This is a genomic window from Caballeronia sp. GAWG1-1 (assembly GCF_023631465.1).
In the GTDB taxonomy this organism is placed as follows: domain Bacteria; phylum Pseudomonadota; class Gammaproteobacteria; order Burkholderiales; family Burkholderiaceae; genus Caballeronia.
In genome coordinates this window covers 158,191-179,419 of sequence record NZ_JALQDB010000006.1, presented here as the reverse complement: position 1 = coordinate 179,419, position 21,229 = coordinate 158,191, and the positions used below count along the sequence as shown (strand labels likewise).

Sequence of the window (21,229 nt, the reverse complement as noted above, 5' to 3'; positions counted from 1 at the left end):
TTTGGGAACGCCGGTTTTTATCACGCCGCGCGAAACACTGCATGGTTCGAATGCGCGCATGAAATGGGAGCGAACCTATCCGCCTTATCGTGGCCCGCAAGCATGATGAGAGACACTTTTTTGCCTTCGGGAATCATCATGCACAAGCGCAATTTTCGCAGTACCGCATTGGCTGCGCTCGTTGCGGCGGAAGCGCTTTCCGGCACGTCCGCCTCATATGCCGAGCGCAAAAGCTCACAACTCGAAGTCACGTTGACCATCCACAATGCCTGCTCGATTATCAGCGGTTCGGAAACGGCAGATCCGATTGAGATGCTTTCCGGTGCGAATGCCCGAACGTCCATCAAGGTGGATTGCACGGGAAAACAAACGCCCTACGGCGTTTCCGTCATGAGCGAACTGCATGCAAGCACCGCCGTCTCCAGGCAAGCAACAGCACAGGCCGCGACGGCAGCTTACGGCGATGCTCGAAAGACGATCGGCGTTGCCGCGGAACCGCAATCGTCGGCGACAAACTCCGAGACCACGCCGTTGGTCAAGTTCGTGACCGTCGAGTTTTGATATTCGCGGGGCGCCGATTGTGCGCACGACACGACTTGCAAGGCAACGCTCGATTCATTGGAAAGCGATGCAATGCAGGTCGAGTGTTTTGCCCTTCACGCTTCAGATGCCCAACAATCCCGATTTGAATTCACAAAGATAAAACGACGGGTCTCGGGTGTTCATCCCGCTTCACCACATCTGCTTCATCGTCTTCCCGACTAAAGGCATCTGCTAAACGGTGCAGCTTTCTTTGTAACGCAAGCATCGCCATGATTCGAGATTGCATTCGCAATTTCGCCTGGATCGTTCGTATTTGCTTCGCTTCTCTCAACGAGTTCCTTGAACGAATCGACGTCATTCTCACAAGAAAAAAACGTCAAGGAAAACACGCTTCGTCGACCCTTAAAAACTTTTCCGTAGGAAACCTAATATCCGATTTTCGGCTTGCCTCGCCCTGGTCGCTGGATTATCAATGATCGCACGAGCCCTATAAGAGAGGGCTTGACGACAATTCAGTCAGCGCAAATGAGTCGCGGATCGAAACGAACCAAACAAACCGAGTAAGGAGGCCGTTCTCATGAATCGCCTTGGCATGAAGTCGAAGACTACTGCGCTGACGCTGGCTGCGCTCGTCGCTTATTCAATCAATGCGTTGGGCGCCGAATGGCAGGAAGGTGCGACCTACGCGGCGGGCGCGACCGTCACCTACAACGGGCGCACATACCAGGCTCTTCAGGCGCATACGGCTTATCCAGGCGCTGGGTGGACTCCGGCCAGCACGCCGACCTTATGGCGCGATGTGAGCGCGGCTACGCCTACGCCAGCACCATCGCCCACACCTGCGCCGACACCCGCTCCGACTCCTGCGCCAACTCCCGTACCAACCCCGACGCCGACTCCAACGCCAACACCCTCTCCCACTCCGACACCTTCGGCTTGCTTCGCTGCGTGGTCGGCATCGCAGGTTTATGCACAGACAGGTACGCGCGTCACGGCCAATGGACGCAATTACAGAAACAAGTGGTGGACCCAAGGCGATAACCCGACGCAGTCTGGGCAATACGGCGTATGGGAAGACATAGGCGCATGTTCAGGAAGTCCGACGCCGACGCCGACACCGGCGCCAGCGCCAGTTCCAACGCCAACGCCAACGCCGGTTCCGACGCCGACGCCGACGCCAACACCAACACCGGTTCCGACTCCAACGCCGACACCGACACCAACGCCGGTTCCAACACCAGCACCAACACCGGTCCCGACTCCTACGCCCGCACCCGTGCCGACACCGGTCCCGACTCCTACGCCGGCACCTACGCCTACACCCACGCCAACACCCACGCCAACACCAACGCCCGCCCCCGCTCCCGCCGGCGCGCGTGAAGTCGGCGCGTACTTCGCGCAATGGGGAATCTACGACCGCAACTACAAGGTCAAGGATGTCGACACATCGGGCTCGGCGAAGCTGCTCACGTTTATCAACTACGCATTCGGCAACGTTTATCAGAAGAACGGCGGCTACGAGTGCGGCATCATCAACAAGGCAGAACCGGGTGCGACCAACGAGAACGCCCCGGACGCAGGCACCGGCGGCGACGCCTGGGCCGACTACCAAAAGGGCTTCTCGGCGAACGAATCGGTCAACGGCAAGAGCGATGCATGGGACTGGCCCTATGGCGATCCACGTCAGGGCAAGTCCGGTCCGCTCAAGGGTAACTTCAATCAGCTCAAGCTATTGAAGGACAAGTACCCCAACGTGCGCATGATCATCTCGCTCGGCGGATGGACCTGGTCGAAGTGGTTCAGCAAGGCCAGCGCCACCGATGCGCTGCGCAAGCAGCTCGTCTCGTCGTGCATCGATGTCTATATCAAGGGCAACGTGCCCTTCGATGCTGCCTCCAACGCGGGCGGAGATGGCGTCGCAGCGAACGTGTTCGACGGCATCGACATCGACTGGGAATTTCCCGGCGGCGGCGGTCAGCCCTACAACACGTACGACGTCAAGGACAAGGAGAACTACACGCTTCTCCTGACGGAATTCCGCAAGCAACTCGACGCCATGGGCGCGCAAAACGGCAAACGCTATTTGCTGACGGTCGCTATCGGCGCGGGTGGCGACAAGATCGCCAGCACGAACCCGGGCGACTACAGCAAGCCGCTCGACTGGATCAACGTGATGACGTACGACTATCACGGCGGATGGGAAAGCACCGGCCCGACGGACTTCCAGTCGCATTTGTATCCGGACCCGGCCAGCCCGAACATGGCGGGCGCTCCCGGCAACACCTACTACACCGATGCCGCCATCCAGGCCTTGCTGAAAGCGGGAGTGCCGTCGTCGAAGATCGTTCTCGGCATTCCGTTGTATGGGCGCGGCTGGACCGGCGTCACGCCGGGACCGAAGGGAGACGGGCTCTATCAGAAAGCCACCAAGACAGCGCCCGGGAAGTACGAGGCCGGCATCCAGGACTACCGGCTCCTGAAGAGCGCCGCAGGCACGGTGTACGAGCATCCGGTGACAAAGCAGTCGTACAAGTTCGACGGCACGACTTTCTGGTCCTACGACTCGCCCACCACGATCCGCGTCAAGAACGCCTACGTGAAGCAGTTCAGTCTGCGCGGTGTCTTCGGCTGGGAGCTGGACGGCGACGCCGCCAACGCGGAACTGCTGAACGTCATGAGCGAAGTCAACAAGTGATCGGCCGCGCGACTGCGCCCGGTGCATGACGCCGGGCGCAGACGATGCGCAGTGCAATGAATCGGGGGCAGCCATGCAGGATCGATTGACGAATGCCGCGTTCTCGACGGCCGCTGTGTCGAAAACGAAACTCTCCCGGCACGACCTCGGCTGGCGCGGGCGCGGCTTTACCTTGCTCGAGTTGCTGGTGGTGCTGCTCATCATCGCGCTCCTGGCGGGCTATGTCGGCCCGAAGCTCTTCGGTGAAGTCGGCAAGGCGCGCTCCAAGACAGCGACGACGCAGATCAAGGGTATCGAAGACGCGCTCGATCGATACCGTCTGGACACCGGCCACTTTCCCGGCACCGACGCCGGACTTCAGGCGTTGATGAGCAACGTCGGCAACACCTCGGGCTGGGAAGGTCCGTACATGAGCAGCGCCATTCCGAACGATCCGTGGGGCAAGCCGTACGTCTACCGCTCGCCCGGCGAGAACGGCAAGGACTACGACCTCATGACCTACGGCGCCGACGGCAAGCCCGGCGGTTCGGGCGAGGACGCGGACATCATCGGCAAATGATGGATTCGGCGGCAGTCATGCGATATCGCGTGCGGGTCGAGTCCGACGGCGGCCAGCAGGGACTGGAGCTCGATGCAGCGGACGAAACGCAGCTTCGGCAGAACATGGCCGACATGGGTTTGTCGCTGATCGAAGCGACACCCGTGGAAAAGAAGTCGCGCGGTCTCTCGTTGCGCAAGCCCGTATTCGAGCGCGCGCTCTTTACGCAGGAACTGATCGCGCTTCTGGAAGCGGGCCTGAGTCTCGTCGAAACGGTCGAGACGTTGCGCGACAAAAGCAAGGAAGGCCTCAACCGGACGGTGCTGCAAGGCATCGTCACCGCGCTTTACGAAGGCGAGCCGTTGTCGCGGGCGCTCGAGCGTCAAACCGAACATTTCCCGCCGCTGTATGTCGCGACCGTGGCATCGGCGGAACAGACGGGGCATCTTTCCGAGGCGCTCAAGCGCTATCACCACTACGACGCGCGGCTCGCGGCGGTGCGCAAGAAAGTGGTGTCGGCCATGGTGTATCCGTCCATCGTGATCGCCACGGGCGCGTTCATCATCCTGTTCCTCGCGTTCTACGTGATTCCGAAGTTCAGCCAGGTGTTCGCGTCGATGAAAGACATCCCCTTTTCCGCCCGCATGATGCTCGCCTGGGGCAACCTCGTCGCCGAGCACGGCGGCGTGCTGCTCGCGGGCATCGTGGCCGCGCTCGCCGGCGCGATCATGGCGCTGCGCAACGAGAAGGTGCGCGGCAGGTTGTTCGGCGCGGTGCTGCGCCTGCCCAAGCTCGCGGATTACCAACGGCTCTTCGCCCTGACACGGTTTTACCGGACGCTCGGCCTGTTGCTCGCGGGCGGCATGTCGATGGTCGCGGCGCTCGAACTCTCCGCGCAACTGCTGCCTTCGCTGATGCAGTCCGCGCTTGCGCGCGCGCTGGACGAAGTGCGCGCGGGCAAGTCGCTGTCCGGCGCATTGCCGGCCGCGAATCTCACGACGCCGGTGGCGGAGCGGCTGATCCGCGTCGGCGAGCAGAGCGGCGAGCTGGCCGGCATGGTGACGCGCTCGGCGGAATTCTGCGACGAGGAACTCGACCGCGCGATCGACACGCTGATGCGCGTGGTCGAGCCGGTGCTGATGCTGGTGGTGGGCGGCATCGTCGGGACGATCATCTTTCTGCTCTATATGCCGATTTTTCAGTTGGCCGGAAGCGTGGGATAAGACATGGAACAGACCACCGATACGCCCGCGAAGGCGAACCCCGTGCGCGACCCGCGCCCGAAGCAGCAGCAGTTCTGGGACGAAGCGGAACACGACGGCGCCGACTATCTGAAGAAGGTCACGCAGACCATCGGCCTGCGCGGCTTCGACGCCACCGCGCTCGAAACGCTCGAACCGCGCTTCGACCTCCTGCCGTTCGGCGAAGCCATGTCGCGCCGCTGTCTGCTTGCCGCCGACAGCGACGCGCGCCTGTGGTTCGTGCTCGCCGATCCATTCGATCCGCCGCTGCGTGCCTGGGCGATGCAGCGCGTTAAGAAGCCATTCGCGTTCGCCTTCTGCGTGCCGGGCGAGCTCATGGCGTATCTCGCGCTGCACGAGTCCGCGCATCAGGCGCTCACGCAGGTCAATGTCGACAGCAAGACCGGCAACGCCGCCGCGGCGGGCGTGGAGATCACGCTCGCCACGCTTTCGGCGGACGTGCATCCCGTCATCCGGCTCGTGAATTCGTCGCTGTACGACGCGCTCAGGGCGCGCGCCTCGGACATTCATATCGAGAGCACCGCGACGGGTCTCGTCATCAAATACCGCATCGACGGCGTGCTGCAGGAAACGGCGTCCGCGCCCGGCACCGATGTCGCGGAGCAAGTGCTCTCGCGGCTCAAGGTCATGGCGGAGCTCGATATCGGCGAGCGGCGCATTCCGCAAGACGGCCGCTTCAAGGCGTTCATCAATCAGCGCGAGATCGATTTTCGTGTGTCGATCATGCCGTCGATTCACGGCGAGGACGCGGTGCTGCGCGTGCTCGACAAGCAGCGCGGCGATGCGAACAGCACGACGCTGCGTCTGGACGGACTCGGACACGACCCGGACACCGTAGCGTCGATTCGCTCGATCGCGCGCGAGCCCTACGGCCTGTTGCTCGTGACGGGTCCGACCGGTTCGGGCAAGTCGACCACGCTCTACGCCACGCTCACCGAAATCAACACGGGCGACGAGAAGATCATCACGATCGAGGACCCCGTCGAATACGAACTCGCGGGCGTGCTGCAGATTCCGATCAACGACAAGAAAGGACTCACCTTCGCGCGCGGCCTGCGTTCGATCTTGCGGCACGATCCCGACAAGATTCTCGTGGGCGAGATCCGCGACGGCGAAACCGCTGGCATCGCCGTGCAGGCCGCGCTCACGGGACACCTGGTCCTGACCTCGGTGCACGCGAACAATGTGTTCTCCGTGCTGGATCGCTTCCTTCACATGGGCGTCGACATGCACAGCTTCGTCGATGCGCTGCTCGGCGCCGTCGCGCAACGGCTCATGCGCAAGAACTGTCCGCATTGCGTGCGCGACGACGAGGTGCCCGACGACGCCACGCTGCTTGCCTCCGCGCTCACGCGCGAGCAGGTCGCGCATTGGCGCTTTCGCCGTGGCGCGGGCTGCGAGGCATGTCGCCGGACGGGCTATCTCGGGCGTCAGCCGATTGCGGAAGTGCTGCGCATGAACGACGCGATCAAGCAGTGCTTCGTGGAACGGCGGCCGTTGATCGAACTGAAGCAACTCGCGAATCGAAGCGGTTTCGTGCCGATTCGCCAGATCGCCCTGCGCGCGGTCGCGGATGGCCGCACGACGCTCGCGGAAGTCAATCGCGTCACGATCGTCGAACCGGCATAGCGGAGACGGAACATGTCACGTTGGTCGGATCTGGTCGGAGCGATGAGCGCCGTCGCGAAGCGCCCTTCGAGGCGCACGGGCCCGGCCCGCGCGGGCGCTTTCATGCCGCGCGTGACGCTATGGGTCGATGGCGAACGCGTGCGAGAGTCCGGCGTTGCGAGCAACGTCAATACCGAAGCGCTGGCGACGCCGGGCGACACGGCGGCCGCGCTCAAGGCCATCGAGGCGCTCGCGCCGAAGCCCGCGCGACCTGGGCTGCACGGCCTGCGCGTGGTCGTCGGCGCGCCGTTCGTGCGCTATTACGCGTTGCCGTGGCGGCCGCATCCCAAGCCGGAGCAATGGGTGTCGATGGCGCGCATGCAGGCCGCGCAGGCGGGCGCGGGCGCCGAGCCGTGGCGCTACGCCGTCACCGATGGCGCGTGGCAACAAGGCCGCCTCGCCGCCGCGATGCCCGAGGCGCTGTGCGCGGGCATCGAGCGCTTATGCAAGACGCGACGGCTGCAATTGCTCGGTATCGAGCCGGGCTTTACCTTCGCCATGCAAAAGCATGCGCGGCACATTCGCGACGGCAACATCGCCGTCGTGGAACTGGAGCAGGCGGCAAGCGGCGCGGCCATCGCGCATATCGGCTTGCGGCGCGGCGGCGGCTGGAGCGGCTTCATCGCGCTGCCGGTGGCGGGCCCGCTCGACGACGTGCTGCGCGACGCCTTCGTGCTCGCCGCCACCGAGCCGCCCGAGCGCTGTTACGCCATCGGGCCGGGCGCAGCCGATCGCTGGGTCGCGGATGCAACGCTCGTCGAATGGCTTGCCGCGCCATGGGAGGCTTCGCCATGAAAGCGCCCGCCATCGACCTGCATCGGGCCAATCGTCCGGGCGTGGCGACCGGGCTGATTGCGCTCGCCCTCGGCGTCGTCGTGCTGTTCGTGACGATGCAGTATCGCGACAAGCTCAAGGAGCAAGGCGCCGCGCTCGATGAACGTGAAGCGTCGGTCGCGCAGGAGGAGAAACGCTTCGAGCGCATTGGCCGAGCGCATCGCGGCACGCGCAATCCCCGCGCGGACGCCTTGATGGCGCAGCAGCGCTATGCGGCGGAACCGGCGCGCAGTCTGATCGAAGGCGGTTGGCAACCGAATATCGCGATGCTCTCGCTCGATATCGTGACCGCATCGCGCACCATCAACATGCAGTTCGAGACGCGCTCGGCGCAGGAAGCGATCTCCTATGCGGACTGGCTGCAGGCGCAGCCCGCCGCCGAAAGCGTCTCGATCAAGCGGCAGAGCGAGAAGCCGGGGCCGCCTGTCAAAACCGTGGAAACCGCGCTTCAGGTGACGTGGCGCCCGTTCGCGACGCAGGCGGCAACGGGCGCGTCGGCGCCGGATGTGGCCGCGTCTTCCGCCGGAGGTTCCAGATGAGCCGCTGGCTTTGGGAACTGCGCCGCGCGCAGTGGCGGCTCGGCACCTTCGGGCTCTTTGCGCTACTGCTCCTGAGCAGCGCGGCGATCATCGCGCTGGTCGAGATCTTGCCGCTTCGCAACGACATCGCCGCACGCGAGCTCGACCTCGATGCGCGCACCGCGAAGCTGAAACAACCGCCGCCGCCCATGCCGGACGAAGCCGTGGCGCCGACGAGTCCGGAGCAGCGTTACTTCGTTTTCCTGCACAGCCTGCACGCGATCGCCGCGAAGAACGGTATCTCGATGCCGCAAATCACGTATCAGATGGCCGCGCAGGACAAGGATTCGCCCTCCCGCCGCTTTGTCGTCGAGACGTCGTTTTCGAGTCAGTATCTGCAATTTCGTACTTTCTTCTCCGAGTTGCGGACCTTGCCGGGCATTCGCTGCGAGCGGCTCACGCTGTCGCGGCCGAATATCGGCGTGACCGATCTCGAAGTTCGCCTGCAATGTTCGTTCGTCGTGGAGGCGGCCAAGTGAAGCCGCTCGATATGCGAACCCTGAGAATCTCGTGGCCGATAAGCGGGCTGCTCGTCGTGACGCTCGGCTTGATCTTGTTCGTGTGGTTTCGCGGGGGACCCGACGACGAGGCGGATCGTCCTCCGGCGGTGGCCACGAAGGAGCGAGTTTCACGAGCGAGCGCGCCTGCACCGGCAAGTGCGCCGCAAGCCAACGCCGCGCCGGATACCCGCGTTGCCGCCGTGAACATCTTCCCCATGCAGAACTGGCAGCCGCCACCGCCGCCGCCTCCGCCGCCCGAATCCATCAAGCCGCCGCCACCGCCGCCCTTGCCGCCCTTGCCTTTCGTCGTCCGTTCGCTGTGGCTGGACCAGCAAGGCATCTTCTACGTCGTTCTGAGCGGCACCGGACGCGAGTTCCCGCTTTGCATCAACTGCAAGAAAACGGGTTTCCTGCGTAAGGGCGACGTGCTTCTCAACGCCTACAAGATCGAGGACATCAACCGTAAAGAAGTGAGGTTCATGTACTTGCCGTTGAAGCGCCGACAAACGCTGTCGCTCGGAGAACTGAAATGAGCCGGCTCAAAGACATTACGGTCTGGGTCCTGATTCCGCTATTGACGGCGTGCGCGGGCGAGATGCATCGCAAGGATCTGCAGAACCGTCTGGGGACCATGCCGCCCGACGCGCAGCTCGAATTGCTCGCGCAGCAGAGCGCGCAGTATCCCGACGACCTGGAAATCTACAACTGGTATGTGAGCCTGCGTCGCAAGGTTTCGTTGGAGTACTTGCAGCGGGCAAGTGTCGCGTATCGCGCGGGCGATTCGGCCCAGGCGATCGCGTGGGCGAAGAAGGCTCAGGCCGCCGCGCCCGGCGACGACGGGCCGCGCGAGATGATTGCGTGGATCGAGAAGCAGGCGCCCATCGACACCGCCGTGCAATACGCCGAAACGATCTATCAGGATCAACCGGACCAGGCGATGGCGATTCTCAACGACGTGCTCTCGAAACAGCCCGACAACGCGCGCGCCATCCGTCTGCGCGACCTGCTGCTCGCGCCCAAGGGACAAGACCTCGAACCGAAGCTCAACAAGGACCTCAATCAGCCGATCACGGTGCAGTTCCGGGATCAGCCGCTTATCAGTATCTTCGAGCTGATGTCGAACATTACCGGACTGAACTTCACCTTCGACCGCGAAGTGCAGGCCGCCGCGCCGACGACCATCTTCGCGAGCAACACGCCCGTCAAGCAAGTGATGACGATGGTCCTGCAGGCGAACCAGCTCGCGAGCAAGGTGGTGAGCGGCAACTCGATCCTGATCTACCCGAAGCGGCCCGACAAGGAAACGGAATACAAGGACCTCGTCGTGCGCACGTTCTACCTGCAGAACTCGCAGGCGGCGCAAGTGCTCGCGGCGGTCAAGCAGATGGTCAAGACGCGCGATGCCGTGCTCGACGAACGCACCAACGCGATCATCATGCGCGACGCGCCGGACACCATCAAGGTCGCGGAGCGGATCATCCGCGCGCTCGACGTGACGCCCGCGGAAGTCGTCATCGACGCGCAGATTCTCGAAGTATCGTCATCCGATCTGCTGCAGATGGGCATTTCGTATCCGAATCGTATCGAGTTCGCGCTCATGCCGGACGGGACCAATTCCGATGCCTCGACCCGCGCGCCGGGCACGCTGACCTTGCAGCAACTGCGCAACCTGAACAGCAGCGACGTGCTCGTGAGGATCGGGCCGGTCGGTATCGACATGCTGCAAAACCAGGGCAAAACCAAGACGCTTGCGAACCCGAGCATCCGCGTGAGAAACCGCGAGAAGGCGAAGGTGCTGATCGGCGACCGTCTGCCCGTGGTCACGACGACGCTCTCCAGCAACTTCAGCTCCGAGAGCATCAACTATCAGGACGTGGGCCTCACGCTGGAAGTTGCGCCCGTGATCGTCAACTCGGACGAAGTGCAGGTGAAGTTGCGCATGGAAGTGTCGAACGTCACCGACACGATCACGACGACGACGGGACTGGTCGCCTATCAGATCGGCACTCGCACGGCCGAAACGGTGATGAGCGTGCGCAACAACGAAACGCAGCTGCTCGCGGGTCTCCTGCAGCGCAACGAGCGTGCGTCCGGCTCCGGTTTGCCAGGCCTGAGCCGCATTCCGTTGCTGGACCGGATCTTCGGCACGCGCGCGAACGACCAGCATCAGACGGAGCTCGTGCTGATGCTGACGCCGCGCATCGTGCGCAATCAGGCCATGCCAGCGGGCAATGTCGTGTCCTTCGATTCGGGCACGGAGACGCGCATTTCGACGGAGCGCGACCCGGTCGGACCGAACGCAAGCGTGCGCGTTCCGCCAAGCGGCGCGGGCAGCGCGCCTGCCCTGCCTCCGCCCGTGCCGACGCCTTCCGCGCCGCCGCCCGTGATGGCGCTGCCCGCACCCACGCCGCCGCCACAGCCACCCGCCGCGACCTCGCCGCCGCCGACCCAACCCTAGAAACGTGCAACCAGCCGCGACCATGGACAAGGGCTTCACGATCATCGAGTTGCTCATCACGCTCGCGATCATCGCGGTGCTGGCGATGGTCGCGGCGCCGCTCGTGCAGGTGACCGCGCAACGCAACCGCGAAGACGAATTGCGGCGCGCCCTATGGAGTATTCGCGATGCCATCGATGCTTACAAAGCCGCCGGCGACGCCGGCAAGTTCGATCGTCCGCTCGGCGAAACGGGCTATCCCGCCAAGCTCGACGTACTGGTGGACGGCGAAGTCGACAAGACCAATCCGACTCACGCGCGCATCTTCTTCCTGCGGCGTGTTCCGCGCGATCCGATGTGCGATTGCCCGAGCCGTTCGGATGAACAGACCTGGGGCAAGCGCGCTTATTCGAGTTCCGCCGATTCACCGAGCGAAGGCAACGACGTCTACGACGTCTACTCGCTTTCGGAACGAACCGGCCTCAACGGCGTCCCTTACCGCAAGTGGTGAGCGTCATGAACAAACGAATGCTGCGCGCTTTCACGCTAATCGAACTGCTGGTCGTTCTGGCGATCATCGCGACCTTGCTCACGCTCGTCGTGCCGCGCTACTTCGGGCAGGCGGAGAAAGCCAAGGAAACCGTGCTGCAGGAGAATCTCGCCGCCATGCGTGATTCCATCGACCGCTTTCGCGGCGATCAGGGGCGCTATCCGCAATCGCTCAACGAACTGGTCGAGCGCCGCTATCTGCGTGAGGTGCCGATGGACCCCGTCGCGCAAAGCCGCACGACCTGGACGACCGAGCCGCCCAACGACGGCACGCCCGGCGTCTATAACGTGCGCAGCGGCGCAAAAGGCAAGGCCAGGGATGGCACCGACTACGGCAGCTGGTAGCGCGCGCGGGCGGCATTCGGATCGAGCGCGTCGAGCGTTTGCATCGCGCAAGCGGCAGCATGGTTTCGGCATGTTGTGGGCGCTGATGTGCGTGGCGCTCATCGGCATCTATCTGATGCAGATCGGCACCGTATGGAGCACGCAGATTCAGCGCAACCGCGAATTCGAACTGCTGAAAAAGGGCGATGCGATCCGCAACGCGATTCGTGAGTACGTCAAGGCCGACCCTGGCGGCGCTTTTCCGAAGAGCCTCGATGACCTGTTGCGCGACTCGCGCGCGTCCTTCGTGCGCCGATACCTGCGCGATGCATACACCGACCCGATGACCAACGGCGAATGGCAAACGGTACGCGGCCCCAACGGCGAGCTGTACGGCGTGTACAGCTCATCGAAGCAAACGCCGCTGAAAACGGATGGCTTCTCCGACGAGGACGCGAGCTTCGCGTTGAAGACGAGCTACGAAGACTGGAAGTTCACGAGCTACCCGGAAATGAGCATGAATCGAAGGTAGTTTTCATATCGGGCCGGCATGTGCATCTGCTGGCCGTCGCGTTCCAAAAGAGGTGCTGAGATGTTGACCGTTCGTAGAAAGTTGGCGATGCTTCCAGCCGCGTTGCTATTGCATGCCGGCATCGTGTCCGCGCAGGAAGCATGGCGCGAAGGCGCGACCTATGCGGCTGGCGCCACGGTGACTTATAGCGGTCGCGTTTATCAGGCGCAGCAGGCGCATACGGCATATCCGGGCGCGGGATGGTTTCCTGCGACTACGCCGACGCTTTGGAAGGATGTGGGGGCGGCGGGGGCTCCTGCTCCTGCTCCTGCTCCTGCGCCCGTGCCTGCGCCTGCGCCAGCTCCAAAGCCATCACCAACACCCGCCCCAACGCCAACGCCAACGCCAACGCCAACGCCAACGCCAACGCCAACGCCAACGCCAACGCCAACGCCAACGCCAACGCCGACTTCATCGTGCTTTGCAGCGTGGTCTGCTACCCAAGCTTATGCAACACCGGGTACACGCATAACTTATAACGGCCGCAACTATCGAAACAAATGGTGGACCCAGGGAGACAACCCGGCGCAATCGGGCGCCTATGGTGCGTGGGAAGATCTCGGTGCGTGTTCTGGCGGCTCACCTTCGCCTACGCCTACGCCAACTCCGACGCCGACGCCCGCGCCTGTACCAGCGCCGACGCCAACACCGGTCCCGACACCCGTACCGACACCAACGCCGGCTCCCGCGCCCGTACCAACGCCAACGCCAACGCCAACGCCAACACCGGCGCCGACTCCAATCGCATCCTACAAGCCGAAGATCACCTACATCCCCGAACCCACCGGCTATCCGACCGTCGCCCAGTTCAACGCGACCGAGAAGACACTCGTCGATCAGACCAACGGCCAGATCGGCTTGATCCGCGACGCGCTGCGCGTGCTGCCCGATACCGACGTCGATGCCGTCACGCCCGGACGCGCGGCGAATCCATCGAATGTGAAGCGAGTCGAGTCGATCGTAAGCGAAGCGAAGTTCGACCAGCTCTTCCCGGTGCGCAATATCAAATACTCCTACGTCAGCTTCTTGCGCGGGATCGCCAAGTTTCCGGCGTACTGCGGCGATTACACGGACGGACGCGACGCCGCCGCCATCTGCCGCAAGCTGCTCGCCACGTCCTTCGCGCACTTCGTTCAGGAGACGGGCGCCAACTGGCCGTCGCTCACGCCGGCGCAAGTGCGCTCGGGCTATGCGGACCACAACAACGCCGTGCTCGCAAAAATGCCGCAAGACACGGCCATCCCGTTCTGGCAGCAGGCTTTATGGTTCCTTCGCGAGTCGGGCTACGAGGAAGGCTCGGCCGTTGGTGCGTATCAACAATGCGCGCCGGGCTCGCATGCGACCAACTGGATCTTCTTTCCGTGCGCGAAGAACGCGGCAGGCAAGTACCTCGACTACTTCGGGCGCGGCGCCAAGCAATTGTCCTGGAACTACAACTTCGGCCCGTTCTCGCAGGCGCTATACGGCGACCCCAACGTGCTGCTCGACGACCCCGGCCGCGTCGCGGATACATGGCTGAACTTCGCCTCGGCGGTATGGTTCGCCGTGACCCCGCAGACGCCCAAGCCGCCGATGACCTGGGCGATCGACGGCACCTGGAAGCCTAATAGCGTCGACGTCGGCAACAACATGAAGCCTGGCTTCGGCGCGACGATCTACATCATCAACGGCGGCATAGAGTGCGGTCAGGGCGGCGCGGAACGCTCGCAAGTCACCAATCGCATCAACGCGTACAAGGAGTTCGCGCGCGAACTCGGCGTCACCATTCCCGCCGACGAACCGCTAGGCTGCGCGAACATGCGCGGCTTCACGGAAGGCTCGGCCGCGGCAATCAAGGCGTATCTGGACAAGGACTATGCGTGGGCCAACGGCAAGCCCGTCACCGGATGCAAGCTCGTCGATTATCAGATGCCGTTCTCGCTTCTCACGCCCGGCGACTACAAGGCCTGCACCGACTACTTCTTCCGCGGCAAGGTTCAATACAACGGGCAGATCGTGATAGACAACACGCAATAGCAACGTCCACGGGCACGCGTTCAACGGTTCGTTCTGGTTGAACGCGCGGCCTGCGAACGACGGTAGCGTGCGTCCGATTCCGAAGACCGTGCCATCGTCATTTGCCGCTCTTGTAACGCTCGGTCAACTCCTTGACGCGCGAGACGTAGATCTTCGTCTCGCTGTAGGGCGGCACGCCGTTGTATTTGTCGACGCTCGATTCGCCGCTGTTATAAGCCGCCAGCATGAGATCGACGTTGCCGTTGAAGCGCGTTTGCAGCCACGCCAGATAACTCACGCCACCGCGAATATTCTGCGCGGCATCGAAGGGATCGTTGACGTTGAAGCGCAGCGCCGTCGCGGGCATGAGTTGCATGAGCCCTTGTGCGCCCGCGCGTGATATCGCGTTCGTGCGATACGCCGATTCCGCATGAATCACAGCACGAACCAATGCGCTATCGACGCCGAAGGTCGAAGCAGCCGCATCGATTTCACGTTGATATGAACGCAAGTCGAGCTTCAAGGCGGGGATGCCGATGTTCTCTTCGGGCGCGCACAAGCTGCACGTCTCCATGAAGTGCAATTTGATGACTTCGACGTTTTGCGCCACGCCCAGCGGCATCTTCGTGAGGTAATGCCTGACGCCGTCTTCCACGTAGGTATAGACAGGCGTGACGGCTTCGCGCCTCGCAAGACTTGCACGACGCGGTAACGCCACGCTCGATGCCAGCGCGCCCGGATCGCCCGATGCGGCGGCACGGGCTGGCGCAACGCTCGACGCCACCGGCGGATAGGCGGCTTGCCAGATCAGATTCACGCGACTGCATTTCGCGTTGTCGAGATTCTCGCTCGCATAGCGGACGGAATTATCCGCGGCCTCGCATCTCAACATGGAAGCTGCGTTCGCCTGCCTCATCGACATCACGAGCGCGCAGGCCAGCAGCGTCGATATGGAATGACGCGTGCCGGCTCTCAAGACGAGCGCTACAGTTGAACGTGCGGACATTTCACAAGGATAGTGTGCTTCGGGCCTTCCGCCATGCTTAATCGACGAACCGAGCCGACGAACCAAACCGCCATGCAGTCAGCGTTTCGATTCATTGGTCGATTCACTTCTTTAGCACGATCTTCAATGGCGGATTGTCCAAGGATGCCGTTGTTTTACGCCAGCATTTGTGCTTCCATGAAAGCTGATATTTTCAGCGTTCAACCGAGCGTCGGTTTGTCACGCACCGCTCGGGACGAATCGAAACTCTCGCTTTTTTATGACGCCACGATGAGCACGAATCCGCGCTTCGACGCTACATGGAAGAACTGGCTCGACGAGAATATCCGCCGTGGCTGCACGCATCAATCGCTCATCGACGCAATGGTCGCCAGCGCGTTCCATCCGAACGCCGCGCGCTCCATCATCGCGCGTCACGTTGCAGGCGATACATCGGATGACGGCGATGATCCGCCCGGCGTGTATCGATACGGCAAGCCCATGCTTCCCGACGGTCGCGTGCTGAGCGCGAGCGATTGCGAAGCGCTAAAGGTATTCACATGCGAGACGCCGGTAGTCGCGTTGTTGGCCGACGTCTTGACCGATGACGAATGCGCGAGGCTGATCGATATCGGCCGCGCGCGCGTGCAGCAGTCATCGGTCGTCGATCCCGACTCGGGCAACGAGATCACTATCGAGGAACGCAAGAGCGAAGGCGCGTTCGTCAACGCATCGACCGATGCACTCGTCACCAGGATCGATCGCAGGCTCGCCGAACTCGTGCGGCAACCGATCGAGAACGGCGAGGACCTGCATATTCTGCGCTACGGCATAGGTGGCGAATATCGTCCGCATTTCGATTACTTTCCCGAAGAGCAAGCCGGCAGCCGGCACCATATGCTGCGCGGCGGACAGCGTATTGCAACCGTCATCCTTTATCTCAACGAAGTCGAACGAGGCGGCGATACGACCTTTCCGGACGTCGGCTTGCGCATTCATCCGCGTCGCGGCAGCGCGTTGTATTTCGAGTATGTCAATGACCTCGGTCAAACCGACGCGCGCACGCTGCATGCCGGAACGCCTGTCGAAAAAGGCGAGAAGTGGATTGCCACCAAGTGGATTCGTCAGGGCAGGTTTCGCGCCGAAGCCTGACGCATTCAGATGAGCGATCCACGCCGCGTGTGCGCCGGAACAATCGCTCCGGCGCGACACGCTAGCACTGCTACTTGCACGCTCCTACTTTTTCCCATGCACCGTCGGAGTTGGTTGCCGGGTCGACGCCCGAACTCCACCACTTGTTGCGATAGTTCATGCCGCTCACGCTGACACTCGTTCCGGCTGTCGAGTAAGTCTTGCTCGAACTCCAGGCCGGCGCGCATGTCAACGCGGTCTGTCCCGAGCACGTCCCCATGTCCTGCCACGACTTGCCGTTACCCGCGTTGCGCGATGGCTGATCGGAGTTCTCCCAGCGCGCGCTGTAGTTGTGCCCGCTATCCGATACCGTTTCCTTCGCCTTATAGAGCGTGCCGGCTTGCCAGGCAACCAAGCACGTCGATCCGCCCGCGCTTGGCGACGGGGCAGGGGTTGGCGTCGGGCTCGGCGTCGGTGTTGGCGTGGGCGTTGGCGCCGGGGCCGGCGATGGCGGCTTCGGTGAAGGCGCAGGGGTTGGCGTGGGCGTCGGCGTCGGGGCCGGCGTGGGAGTCGGCGTCGGAGCGGGCGTGGGCGTCGGCGTCGGCGACGGCGCAGGCGTTGGCGCGGGCGCTCCGGTGTAGTCCATCGCGAAGTTGTAGTCTTGCGCGCTATCGACGTAGATGCGGTTCGCCGACATGACCTTCTGCGGCACGATGTTCCCGTTGTTATCCACGAGACCGAGATGCACGCGCCCGGAGTCCGTGTTGATCTTCGTGGCCATTGCATACACCCAGTCGGCCGCGGCGGTCGTTTGCTGCGTCACCGTGTAACTGAGCGATTCGAGATCGTGACCGTCGTTATCGAATACCCGCAAGGTGATTTTCGTGCCGACCGGCTGATCCACCGCGGTGGTCGGGATTGGACGAACTTCGCGCCAGCTCGTTTTAGTCGAGTTGATGACCACGTCCATACATGCATAGAACGCTTCCGCACTATCGTTGCGTTGCCAGATCGCATAAAGGATGCGCTTGCCTGTCTTGCCTGCGGGCAATTTGCATTTCAACTTGTAGCGGCCGTTGTCGAGCGTGACGCTGGTTATCTCGCAGAACGGCTTGCTGTCGAGATCGGACCATTTCAACGGTTGATTGAAGTCGTAACCATCCGCCGACATGAATATCTGGAAGTAGCGCGTCACGTGCGGCGCCGTCGCGTTCCAGACGAACTCGTAGTTGCCGCTCAGGTCGGGCGAGATCGTCGTCGTGGGCCAGTCGTTGCGACCCAGATCCAGACCGTAATAATTCGACTTGTTGGCGCTGCACAGATGCCCGTCGGGTACGAACGATTTGTGATCGCCATTGGGAAGCTGGTTGACGCCCGCCCAGTCATAAAGAAACGCTGGCCCGGCGACGGCCACCGCAGCCTTGCACGCCGCGGACGTCGGACTTTCCGGCCCTTCCTTGTAGCAGGCGTAGACCCGGCTGATCGGCGTTTCCATCGTGCCGTGACTCCACGCAAGGCATGGAACGGCCAGCGGTACCAGCATTGCCAAAACCTTCTTCTTGTGACGCAACATGAGAGACACTTCTACGCTCGTTCAATAGCCAGCGTCCGCTTTGTGTACGACGAGCCGAATTGCCTCGATAAAGATTCGAAACACGTCGGCAAGCGGACTCATTTTCAGAACGTCGAGTCACTCAGTGCCTCGTTCCAGTTTCGAACGGCATTGGTGCCCGAGCTTGTTGTTTGCTTCTCCTCGATCGGCTATGCAAGATCACGCGTATCGATACGTGCGCACTCCCGGCATAGAAGAAATGAAACAGGCAACTGGAGAGGGGTCTGGTATCGCGGATTCACACGGACTGTTTTCGCATCTGGCTTCGACGCATGTTTCGCTTACGCCATCTGAAATAGTTCGCTTTACTAACTTAAACGGAATCTACTTGCCCTTCGTTTGGGTTTCATTCTAGACGCTTCAAACGATATGCGGTAGCACACGCGGACCGACATCCCGGATGTTGTCAGCGTAGCCGATGTTCGCCATCAGGACGCGCATGCACCGCAGTGCGCGCGTCGTTTCGCTGCCGCTTTCTACGGCCCGCTTATCATGCTGATTGTTTCTGCATCAATCGACAACGACAGCGACCACGCTTCGCACAAGGTAGTCATTCATGATCATTCGCCCAAAACTGAACTGGTTCCGGTTGCTGTTCGTCTGGCGCGGCTCCGTGCTGCCCCAACTGCTGCCGAGGCTCGCGCTCATCTTCGTGCTGTCGATCTCGGCGATGTTCATGCACGATCACATTCGCAACTATCCGGTGAACCTGGGCACGCCGCCGTTTGCGCTCGTGGGCATCGCGCTGGCCGTGTTTCTCGGCTTTCGTAACAGCGCAAGTTACGAGCGCTGGTGGGAAGGCCGAAAACTGTGGGGCGAACTCTTCATCACGGCGCGCTCGCTCGCACGCCAGATTCTGTCGATGCCCGATTCGCTCGATCCTTTACAAAAGAGGCACTTCCTCGCGGCAATCGGCGGCTTTGCGCATGCGTTGCGGCATCAGTTGCGCGGCACCGATGCGCTCGCCGATCTCGCATCACGGCTGACGCCCGAACTGCACGCTCGCGTCTCGACCGCGCAATTCAAGCCGGGCATCATCCTGCTATGGTTCGGCGAATGGCTCGCACAACGCCAGCGTGACGGCACGATCGACGGCTACGCGCTCATCGCGATCGACCGTAACCTCAACGCCCTGTCGGACGTCATCGGCGGCTGCGAACGGCTCGCGAACACACCTCTGCCCTTCTCCTATTCGGTGATGATTCACCGCACCATCTATCTGTTTTGCGTGCTGCTGCCATTCGGTCTCGTCGATGGTGCCGGTATGCTCACGCCACTGTTCGCTCTGCTCGTCGCCTATGCGTTCATGGCGCTCGAAGCAATCGCCGCACAGATCGAAGATCCGTTCGGCCTCGAAGAAAACGACCTCGCCCTGAACGCAATGTGCAATACGCTCGAAGCCGTTCTGCACGACATGTCGGCCGATCCCGCCTTCGAACGCGCGCCCAAGGCTTCTTCTTCGTCGCGGCTCTACATACTGGATTGAGACACTTAATTTCATTGTGGATCGTGCCTGGCGCAAGCGCTCTCCTTCATAATCTTTCGAGCCTTATTTATGGAGATTCGCTTTGAAACTGTTCTACAAAGCCGGGGCCTGCTCGTTGGCCTCGCATATCGCGCTCGTTGAATCCGGCCTTCCGTTTGATATCGAAGCGGTCGATCTGAAGGCGAAAGTCACCGCCAGCGGCGCGGATTTCACGAAGATCAATGCAAAGGGTTATGTTCCCGCACTCGTCCTCGACAATGGCGATGTGCTGACCGAAGGTCCCGCGATCATGCAATACATCGCCGACCAAGCGCCCGCAAAGCACCTCGCGCCGCTGAACGACGCCATGGCGCGTTATCGTCTGCAAGGCTGGCTGACGTTCATCGGCACCGAGTTGCACAAGAACTTCTCTCCGTTCTTCAATCCGTCCGCAAGCAGCGACTGGAAAGCGTCGGCAATGAGCAATCTCGAACGCCGCCTCGCCTATACCGCACAACAACTCGAAGACAAGACGTACTTGCTTGGCGACGAATTCAGCATTGGCGACGCCTATCTGTTCACGGTGCTCGGTTGGGCCAAGTTCATCGATCTGGATCTCGGCAAATGGCCGGTGCTCGTGGCGTATCGGTCGCGCGTGGGCGAGCGCGCCGGCGTGCAGGCGGCGCTGAAGGCCGAAGGGTTGATCTGAGCGCACCGCGCGGCCTGATCGCAGCAGACAGCGGCCTCCTTCGGGAGGCCGTTTCTATTTCTGACGGCGCAGCGCTTCTATCTTAATAAAGCTGCAGCCTTTGATGCAGCAAGGGAAACGCAGCATAACGCTATCTCAATTGAGATTCGTCTCATTCAGTCTTAAAGCGCTCGCCTCTATGATTCATACATGTCGCGGCGATGCAGAAAAACGCAGCGCCGAATCAAAAGCTTCCCGCTTAAATTTGTACTGGAGAGTCTCAAGCATGCGTAACCTGATCAAGAATGTCGCCATCATCGCTATTGTTGCAAGCACCGTTGCCGTCGCTACGCCCAGCGCCTTCGCCGGCAGCAAGACCGCAACGTTCGACGTGACGCTCAACATTCAAGACGATTGCTCGATCTCGGCGAACCCCTTGAACTTCGGCGACACCGGCGCGCTTACCGACAACGTCGATCAGTCCAGCAACCTCGCCGTGACCTGCACCACGGGCACGCCGTACAACGTCGCGCTCGATGCCGGCACGGCAACCGGTTCGCAAGTCGCGACACGCAAGCTCGCCAATGCCGGCGGCACCGCGACGGTCGACTTCAACTTGTATCGCGATGCAGCCCGCACGCAGCTCTGGGGCCAGACGACCGGCACCGACACGACAGCGGGCGTAGGTAATGGCAAAAGTCAGAGTCTCGTCGTGTACGGCCGCGTACCATCGCAAACCACACCGGCCGCAGGCACTTATAGCTCGACTGTCACCGCTACGGTCGTGTTCTGAAGCGAGTAGATAAGCAGACGGAACGGCCTCCTTCGGGAGGCCGTTTTTGCATCTGACGGCG

21 protein-coding genes and 2 pseudogenes are annotated in these 21,229 nt (G+C 62.1%); 21 read left to right on the top strand and 2 right to left on the bottom strand.

Features of this window, described 5'->3' with window-relative positions; genetic code table 11:
• The first annotated feature begins 252 nt into the window (after positions 1-252).
• From NCT03_RS03465 to NCT03_RS03395, 17 genes and pseudogenes are all read left to right on the top strand, one after another.
• Entirely contained in the window at positions 253-561 is a 309-nt protein-coding gene (locus NCT03_RS03465; RefSeq protein ID WP_250491949.1) for a hypothetical protein, read from the top strand.
• Between the two features lie 559 nt (positions 562-1,120).
• Positions 1,121-1,603: pseudogene (locus NCT03_RS34025) on the top strand (carbohydrate-binding protein); the annotation flags it as partial.
• A 26-nt stretch (positions 1,604-1,629) separates the two neighbouring features.
• Complete coding sequence (locus NCT03_RS03460) at positions 1,630-1,923, top strand: MSCRAMM family adhesin SdrC (RefSeq protein ID WP_250491948.1); 294 nt, start codon at positions 1,630-1,632, stop codon at positions 1,921-1,923.
• Positions 1,820-3,238, top strand: coding sequence for a glycoside hydrolase family 18 protein (locus tag NCT03_RS03455; protein ID WP_250491947.1), 1,419 nt, complete (start codon positions 1,820-1,822; stop codon positions 3,236-3,238). The genes NCT03_RS03460 and NCT03_RS03455 overlap by 104 nt, the downstream gene beginning before the upstream one ends.
• A gap of 73 nt (positions 3,239-3,311) precedes the next feature.
• Positions 3,312-3,797 (top strand): type II secretion system major pseudopilin GspG, encoded by a 486-nt coding sequence (gene gspG, locus NCT03_RS03450; RefSeq protein ID WP_250491946.1) that lies wholly within the window; start codon positions 3,312-3,314, stop codon positions 3,795-3,797.
• A 17-nt stretch (positions 3,798-3,814) separates the two neighbouring features.
• Complete coding sequence (locus NCT03_RS03445) at positions 3,815-4,999, top strand: type II secretion system F family protein (RefSeq protein WP_250491945.1); 1,185 nt, start codon at positions 3,815-3,817, stop codon at positions 4,997-4,999.
• Positions 5,000-5,002: 3 nt separating this feature from the next.
• Positions 5,003-6,667, top strand: coding sequence for a GspE/PulE family protein (locus NCT03_RS03440; RefSeq protein ID WP_250491944.1), 1,665 nt, complete (start codon positions 5,003-5,005; stop codon positions 6,665-6,667).
• 12 nt (positions 6,668-6,679) lie between these two features.
• The gene (locus tag NCT03_RS03435) at positions 6,680-7,501 is read left to right on the top strand and encodes a hypothetical protein (protein ID WP_250491943.1); all 822 of its coding nucleotides are present in this window, start codon (positions 6,680-6,682) and stop codon (positions 7,499-7,501) included.
• Positions 7,498-8,079: a hypothetical protein gene (locus tag NCT03_RS03430; protein ID WP_244827308.1), complete on the top strand. Its 582-nt coding sequence runs from the start codon at positions 7,498-7,500 to the stop codon at positions 8,077-8,079. The genes NCT03_RS03435 and NCT03_RS03430 overlap by 4 nt, the downstream gene beginning before the upstream one ends.
• Complete coding sequence (locus NCT03_RS03425) at positions 8,076-8,597, top strand: hypothetical protein (RefSeq protein WP_250491942.1); 522 nt, start codon at positions 8,076-8,078, stop codon at positions 8,595-8,597. Before NCT03_RS03430 ends, NCT03_RS03425 begins: the two co-directional genes overlap by 4 nt.
• Positions 8,598-8,608: 11 nt before the next feature.
• The gene (locus NCT03_RS03420) at positions 8,609-9,151 is read left to right on the top strand and encodes a hypothetical protein (RefSeq protein WP_250491941.1); all 543 of its coding nucleotides are present in this window, start codon (positions 8,609-8,611) and stop codon (positions 9,149-9,151) included.
• Positions 9,148-11,076 carry a secretin GspD/PilQ domain-containing protein gene (locus tag NCT03_RS03415; protein ID WP_250463613.1) on the top strand — a complete coding sequence of 643 codons (1,929 nt, stop codon included), beginning with the start codon at positions 9,148-9,150 and terminating at the stop codon, positions 11,074-11,076. The genes NCT03_RS03420 and NCT03_RS03415 overlap by 4 nt, the downstream gene beginning before the upstream one ends.
• A gap of 22 nt (positions 11,077-11,098) precedes the next feature.
• Positions 11,099-11,566 (top strand): type II secretion system protein, encoded by a 468-nt coding sequence (locus NCT03_RS03410; protein ID WP_250491940.1) that lies wholly within the window; start codon positions 11,099-11,101, stop codon positions 11,564-11,566.
• Between the two features lie 5 nt (positions 11,567-11,571).
• Positions 11,572-11,949 carry a type II secretion system protein gene (locus NCT03_RS03405; RefSeq protein ID WP_244827303.1) on the top strand — a complete coding sequence of 126 codons (378 nt, stop codon included), beginning with the start codon at positions 11,572-11,574 and terminating at the stop codon, positions 11,947-11,949.
• A complete protein-coding gene (locus NCT03_RS03400) occupies positions 11,924-12,460 on the top strand; it encodes a type II secretion system protein (RefSeq protein WP_250463611.1) in 537 nt (178 codons plus the stop codon). Before NCT03_RS03405 ends, NCT03_RS03400 begins: the two co-directional genes overlap by 26 nt.
• An 18-nt stretch (positions 12,461-12,478) precedes the next feature.
• Positions 12,479-13,039, top strand: a pseudogene (locus NCT03_RS34020) (carbohydrate-binding protein); the annotation flags it as partial.
• Between the two features lie 318 nt (positions 13,040-13,357).
• Positions 13,358-14,515 carry a chitinase gene (locus tag NCT03_RS03395; protein WP_250491939.1) on the top strand — a complete coding sequence of 386 codons (1,158 nt, stop codon included), beginning with the start codon at positions 13,358-13,360 and terminating at the stop codon, positions 14,513-14,515.
• Between the two features lie 97 nt (positions 14,516-14,612).
• On the opposite strand, the gene NCT03_RS03390 is transcribed toward NCT03_RS03395, so the two are convergent.
• Complete coding sequence (locus NCT03_RS03390) at positions 14,613-15,386, bottom strand: lytic transglycosylase domain-containing protein (protein WP_250491938.1); 774 nt, start codon at positions 15,384-15,386, stop codon at positions 14,613-14,615.
• Positions 15,387-15,770: 384 nt separating this feature from the next.
• On the opposite strand from NCT03_RS03390, the gene NCT03_RS03385 reads away from it, so the two are divergent.
• Positions 15,771-16,631 carry a 2OG-Fe(II) oxygenase gene (locus NCT03_RS03385; RefSeq protein ID WP_250491937.1) on the top strand — a complete coding sequence of 287 codons (861 nt, stop codon included), beginning with the start codon at positions 15,771-15,773 and terminating at the stop codon, positions 16,629-16,631.
• A 70-nt stretch (positions 16,632-16,701) separates the two neighbouring features.
• Here NCT03_RS03385 and NCT03_RS03380 read toward each other — a convergent pair whose 3' ends face one another.
• On the bottom strand, positions 16,702-18,153 hold the full coding sequence (locus NCT03_RS03380; RefSeq protein ID WP_250491936.1) for a lytic polysaccharide monooxygenase: 1,452 nt from the start codon (positions 18,151-18,153) through the stop codon (positions 16,702-16,704).
• 625 nt (positions 18,154-18,778) lie between these two features.
• Here NCT03_RS03380 and NCT03_RS03375 point away from each other — a divergent pair.
• The 3 genes from NCT03_RS03375 to NCT03_RS03365 all read left to right on the top strand — a co-directional run bounded on the left by NCT03_RS03375 (position 18,779) and on the right by NCT03_RS03365 (position 21,168).
• Positions 18,779-19,708, top strand: coding sequence for a bestrophin family protein (locus tag NCT03_RS03375; protein WP_250463598.1), 930 nt, complete (start codon positions 18,779-18,781; stop codon positions 19,706-19,708).
• Positions 19,709-19,790: 82 nt separating this feature from the next.
• Positions 19,791-20,396: a glutathione transferase GstA gene (gene gstA / locus NCT03_RS03370; RefSeq protein ID WP_250491935.1), complete on the top strand. Its 606-nt coding sequence runs from the start codon at positions 19,791-19,793 to the stop codon at positions 20,394-20,396.
• Positions 20,397-20,661: 265 nt separating this feature from the next.
• On the top strand, positions 20,662-21,168 hold the full coding sequence (locus NCT03_RS03365; protein WP_244827295.1) for a Csu type fimbrial protein: 507 nt from the start codon (positions 20,662-20,664) through the stop codon (positions 21,166-21,168).
• The last annotated feature ends 61 nt before the right edge of the window (positions 21,169-21,229 follow it).

Excerpts from the sequence above, each read along its gene's own strand:
- NCT03_RS03440 (WP_250491944.1), top strand. The coding sequence starts at position 5,003 with ATGGAACAGACCACCGATACGCCCGCGAAGGCGAACCCCGTGCGCGAC.
- NCT03_RS03410 (WP_250491940.1), top strand. The coding sequence starts at position 11,099 with ATGGACAAGGGCTTCACGATCATCGAGTTGCTCATCACGCTCGCGATC.
- NCT03_RS03415 (WP_250463613.1), top strand. The coding sequence starts at position 9,148 with ATGAGCCGGCTCAAAGACATTACGGTCTGGGTCCTGATTCCGCTATTG.
- NCT03_RS03460 (WP_250491948.1), top strand. The coding sequence starts at position 1,630 with ATGTTCAGGAAGTCCGACGCCGACGCCGACACCGGCGCCAGCGCCAGT.
- NCT03_RS03435 (WP_250491943.1), top strand. The coding sequence starts at position 6,680 with ATGTCACGTTGGTCGGATCTGGTCGGAGCGATGAGCGCCGTCGCGAAG.
- NCT03_RS03390 (WP_250491938.1), bottom strand. The coding sequence starts at position 15,386 with ATGTTGAGATGCGAGGCCGCGGATAATTCCGTCCGCTATGCGAGCGAG.
- NCT03_RS03380 (WP_250491936.1), bottom strand. The coding sequence starts at position 18,153 with ATGCTGGTACCGCTGGCCGTTCCATGCCTTGCGTGGAGTCACGGCACG.
- NCT03_RS03385 (WP_250491937.1), top strand. The coding sequence starts at position 15,771 with ATGAGCACGAATCCGCGCTTCGACGCTACATGGAAGAACTGGCTCGAC.
- NCT03_RS03400 (WP_250463611.1), top strand. The coding sequence starts at position 11,924 with ATGGCACCGACTACGGCAGCTGGTAGCGCGCGCGGGCGGCATTCGGAT.
- NCT03_RS03445 (WP_250491945.1), top strand. The coding sequence starts at position 3,815 with ATGCGATATCGCGTGCGGGTCGAGTCCGACGGCGGCCAGCAGGGACTG.
- gspG (WP_250491946.1), top strand. The coding sequence starts at position 3,312 with ATGCAGGATCGATTGACGAATGCCGCGTTCTCGACGGCCGCTGTGTCG.
- NCT03_RS03375 (WP_250463598.1), top strand. The coding sequence starts at position 18,779 with ATGATCATTCGCCCAAAACTGAACTGGTTCCGGTTGCTGTTCGTCTGG.
- NCT03_RS03425 (WP_250491942.1), top strand. The coding sequence starts at position 8,076 with ATGAGCCGCTGGCTTTGGGAACTGCGCCGCGCGCAGTGGCGGCTCGGC.
- NCT03_RS03405 (WP_244827303.1), top strand. The coding sequence starts at position 11,572 with ATGAACAAACGAATGCTGCGCGCTTTCACGCTAATCGAACTGCTGGTC.
- NCT03_RS03430 (WP_244827308.1), top strand. The coding sequence starts at position 7,498 with ATGAAAGCGCCCGCCATCGACCTGCATCGGGCCAATCGTCCGGGCGTG.
- NCT03_RS03365 (WP_244827295.1), top strand. The coding sequence starts at position 20,662 with ATGCGTAACCTGATCAAGAATGTCGCCATCATCGCTATTGTTGCAAGC.
- NCT03_RS03420 (WP_250491941.1), top strand. The coding sequence starts at position 8,609 with ATGCGAACCCTGAGAATCTCGTGGCCGATAAGCGGGCTGCTCGTCGTG.